Annotated in this window: 5 protein-coding genes; 1 reads left to right on the top strand and 4 read right to left on the bottom strand. The window is 71.8% G+C overall.

The features are described from left to right. Positions 1-122: 122 nt before the first annotated feature. The 4 genes from M0R80_31530 to M0R80_31515 are packed head-to-tail and all read right to left on the bottom strand — an operon-like array spanning position 123 to position 3,206. On the bottom strand, positions 123-1,100 hold the full coding sequence (locus M0R80_31530; protein MCK9464175.1) for a hypothetical protein: 978 nt from the start codon (positions 1,098-1,100) through the stop codon (positions 123-125). Positions 1,101-1,111: 11 nt separating this feature from the next. Further along, complete coding sequence (locus M0R80_31525; protein ID MCK9464174.1) at positions 1,112-2,083, bottom strand: energy transducer TonB; 972 nt, start codon at positions 2,081-2,083, stop codon at positions 1,112-1,114. 10 nt (positions 2,084-2,093) lie between these two features. Continuing rightward, positions 2,094-2,513 carry a biopolymer transporter ExbD gene (locus M0R80_31520; protein ID MCK9464173.1) on the bottom strand — a complete coding sequence of 140 codons (420 nt, stop codon included), beginning with the start codon at positions 2,511-2,513 and terminating at the stop codon, positions 2,094-2,096. A 3-nt stretch (positions 2,514-2,516) separates the two neighbouring features. Next, positions 2,517-3,206, bottom strand: a complete 690-nt coding sequence (locus M0R80_31515; protein MCK9464172.1) for a MotA/TolQ/ExbB proton channel family protein — start codon at positions 3,204-3,206, stop codon at positions 2,517-2,519. Positions 3,207-3,370: 164 nt separating this feature from the next. Here M0R80_31515 and M0R80_31510 point away from each other — a divergent pair. Beyond that, the coding region (locus M0R80_31510; GenBank protein ID MCK9464171.1) for a MerR family DNA-binding transcriptional regulator at positions 3,371-4,071 on the top strand (701 nt) is incomplete at its 3' end.

Raw genomic sequence — 4,071 nt, 5'->3', positions numbered from 1 at the left:
GCCGGCTCGAGCAGCACGGGCGGCGTGAACGGCGCCGGCTCCTCGGCGGCCGCCGCCCGCGGGAGCGCCGCGATCCCGAGCGCGAGCGCCGCGACGATGATCTGGGGTGCGCGCGACATGGCTCACTCCTCCTCCAGCGCGACGCTGCGCGCCGTCCAGCCGACACCCCCGCGCTCGTCCTGGAGCACGAGGAAGAGCTGCGCCTCGCCGCCGCTCTCGACGAGCTCGGGCGTGCGCCAGCCGTTGTGGACGAGGTCGTCCATGTCGGCGTCGTCCTCGATGAAGCCGGTCCGCATGGAGTCGGTCTCGCCGCCGGTCACGAACCAGGTCATGAAGAGCGTCTCGCGGCGCGGCTCGGGATCCGGGTCGTCGTCCGTGGCCGCGGGCGTGAAGAGCTGCGAGGCGGCGTCCTCGACGTCGGCGCCGAGGTCGTACAGGGTCTCGGCGCGCAGCGCGGACTGCGGTTCGAACTCGAGCGGCGCGCCGGCGACCAGCGGATCCGCGCCGTCCGCCGCGGGCGCGGCGAAGATCTCGCCGATCGCCGGGTTCGCGTTCGGCTCGGCGGGCGCCTCGAACAGGAGCGGGAGCTCCTTGACCGCGGTCGCGGTCTCGCCGCCGGCGGCGACGTCGAGGCGGATGGTGACGACGAGCCGGTCGCCGCACTCCGGCAGGTCGACGAACGCCGGGGCGCTGTCGGAGGCGATCGCCTCGCACAGCGCGTCGAGCGCCGCCGGGGGGACGAGGTTCGCGAACGCCGCGCTCGGACCGTCGCCGAGATCGAACGACGGCACGAACGATCCCGCGCCCGGCGCGACCGCCTCGATCGCCTCCGCGAGCTCCTGCTCGGTGACGGCGCACTCGTAGCCGTCGAGCGCGCCCAGGGTGAACGGGCACCACGACCACGAGTAGGCGACCTCGTCGCCGTCCGGCTCGAACACGAGCGCGTCGATGGCCGCGGCCTCCCCGGGCGCGATCTCCGGCGGCTCGGCGCGCACGGCGAGCACGCGCAGCTTGTCGAGCTCGTTGAAAGGGGCGAACTCCTTGCCGCAGCCGGCGGCGACCGCCGCGGCGACGAGCAGCAATGGCATGGCTCTCCTCATGGCGTCCTCCTTCATCCCTCCACGATCCGGAACCGGTACGTGTACTTGAGCGTGTACTCGATGGGCGCGCCGTCGCGGGTCGCGGGCGCGAACCGCTCGCGCTCGGCCGCCGCGCGCGCCGCCGCGTCGAGCTCCCGCACGCCGGAGCTCTTCACGATGCGGACGTCGCCCACCGCGCCGTCCGCGCCGATGCGGATGAGCACCGCGACGTCGCCCTCGATCCCCTGCGCCTTGAGCGCGGGGGGGTAGCCGAGCTTCGGCTCGGCCAGGCGCCGGGGCTTCACGACCGCGGCGCCGCCCGTGGGCACGAAGTCCGCGGCGGCGTTGGATCCCTTCGCCGCGGAAGGCGCGCCGCCTATCGGGCGCACTTCCTTCGGCTCGGCCGCGACCTTTCCGGTATCGCCCATCCGCGTGTTGCCGACCGCGAACGCCGGGCCCCTGCCCGCGGTCACGGTCGACTCGAGGCTCAGGCCGACGACCCGCCGCGGCGGCGACTGCTGCTCGACGGGCGGCCTGGGCTCGATCGGATCCGGGGGGATCGGGGCCGGCGCGACGGGACGCGCGATCCGCTTCTGCTCCGGCTTCGGCTCGGGCGGCGGCTCGACCCGCAGCGCCGGCTCGGGCTCGGGGAGCGGGGCGGCGGGCACCGGCTCGACCACCCGCACGACGACGCGCTCCGGCCTCGGCCCCGCCGGCCTCGGTGCGTCGAGCCCGCCGGCGACGACGAGCGCGGCGGCGACGACGGCGTGCGCGATCGCGCCCGCGGCCACGATCAGCGCCGCCCGTCTCACCCCAGAGGCGCGCGGATCCCGGCCGAGCGGGTCCGACGCGCGCAGCTCGGCGCCCACCGGCACCGCGACGATCCGAGAGAGCCTCGCGGCCGCGAAACGCCGGGCCGCCGCCTTGCGCTCCGCATACCCGGCGCGGCGCGGCGCGGCGACTGCCTCGCTCGACGGCTCGATCCTGGGCGCGCTCGAGGTCATGCTCCCCTCCCTACTTCCCGGCGACCCGGCGCTCGATGTTGAGCGCGAACGAGGCCACGCCTCCCGCCTTGACCATGTCGATCACGTCGACGACGTCACCGTAGGCGAGCCGTTTGTCCGCGGAGATGACCGCCTGCAGCTCGGGGTTCGTTGCGGCGCGCGCCCGGATCGTGTCGGACGCGGCGGCGAACGTCGTCGGCTCGCCGTCGAGCACGAGCGCCCGCTCCTTCGTGACGACGAGGTTCAGCGTGTCCTCGACCGCCGTGCCGGCGTTCGCGGCCTTCGGCAGGTCGACCTTGATCGCCGCCTTCACGATGACCGTGGAGGTCACCATGAAGATCACGAGCAGCACGAGCACGATGTCGACGAACGGGATGATGTTGATCGAGCCGATCACGTCTTCGTCGTCGTTCTGGTTCATGGCGGCCATGGCTCACGCCTCCCCTCTGCGCAGCGGGACGAGCTGCGCGGCATCCGCGGCCGGCTCGACGGCCTTCAGCCTCGCGAGGAGCGTCGCCGCGAGCAGGTTGGTGTTCCCGGCGAGCGCCTTGACCTTCGACTTGAAGACGTTGAAGGCGACGACCGCCGGGATCGCGACGAGCAGGCCGACCGCGGTCGCGATCAGCGCCTCGGCGATGCCGGCCATCACCGCGTCGCTCGCCTCGCTCATGTTGCCGACGAGATCGCGGAACGCCCGGATGATGCCGAGGACGGTGCCGAAGAGGCCGATAAACGGCGCGTTGCTCGCGATCGTCGCGAGGAACGGCAGCCGCCTCTCGAACCGCGCCTGCTCGACGCGCGCCGCGCCGGCCACGAGCTGCTCGACCGACTCGGGCCCGAGCTCGTGGCTCTTGAGGCCGTACAGCACGACGTTCGTCTCGAGGCTGTCGTGGGCCGCGAGGAGCCGCGCCGCGCCTTCGAAGTCGCCGCGGTCGAGGTGGCTCGACAGCTCGCCCTGGACCGCGCGGACGTCCACCCGGTGGCGCCTATAGAAGATGTAGCGTTCGATCATGACCCCTATCGAGATCACGGAGAGCGCCATGAGGAGCCAGAGCACCCACTCCGTCTCGAAGATCGGCAGGCCGAGAAGCTTTCCTACGAGACCGTTCGAGTCGTTTGACATTTCTTTTTCTCCTGTCGCCCGCGGACGCCTCTCGCCGCGTTTCGTTGCCTACCCAACTGATTAACTATTGAATAGCTATAGTCAACACGATGTTGACTTTTTTCTAGTCATGTATTACCTTTTGAATAGATTTCGCGGGTGTGCTAGACAGGAGGCCGAACCGAATGAACGAGAAAAACAAAGAGACCGCGCTCCTGAGCATCGGCGCGCTCGCCCGCCTGAGCGGCATCCCCGTGGAGACGCTGCGCAACTGGGAGCGGCGCTACGGGTTCCCCGCCCCGGCCCGCCTCGAGTCGGGCCACAGGCGGTACCCCCTGCCGATCGTCACGCGGCTCAAGCGGATCAAGCGCGCGCTGGATCTCGGCTACCGGCCGTCGTTCGCGTTGCTCGCGTCCGAGAACGATCTCGCGATGGCGATCTCGGACGGCGGCGTACAGGATTCGGACCACGTCGTCTTGCGCGAGATCGATCGCCTGGGCGACTCCGCGGCGCTCTCCGAGGCGGAGGGCTGGTTCGACTGCGTGACGCGCCTGGACGCGAGCGACCTCGAGCAGCGCGTCCGGGCGGCCTGGGCCCGGCACGGCGCGCGCGAGTTCGTGAGCCGGCTCGCGGTGCCGTTCCTCACCTCCGTCGGCGACGGCTGGGCCTCGGGCGCCCTCACGGTGGCGCACGAGCACTTCGCCGCCGAGGTGCTCGAGGCGTTCCTGATCGGGCAGTGGCACCCCCTCGCGCAGTCGGCGAGCGGCCCGCAGGTGATCCTCGCCAACCTCGAAGGTGAGCGGCACACCCTCGGGCTGCACATGGCCGCCGTCTTCCTCGCCCTCGGCGGTTTCCGGATCGTCTTCCTCGGAATGAGCACGCCGCG

The sequence above is a fragment of the Pseudomonadota bacterium genome (assembly GCA_023229365.1).
In the GTDB taxonomy this organism is placed as follows: Bacteria; Myxococcota_A; Polyangia; order JAAYKL01; family JAAYKL01; genus JALNZK01.
This window is presented reverse-complemented; position numbering and strand designations above follow the sequence as displayed.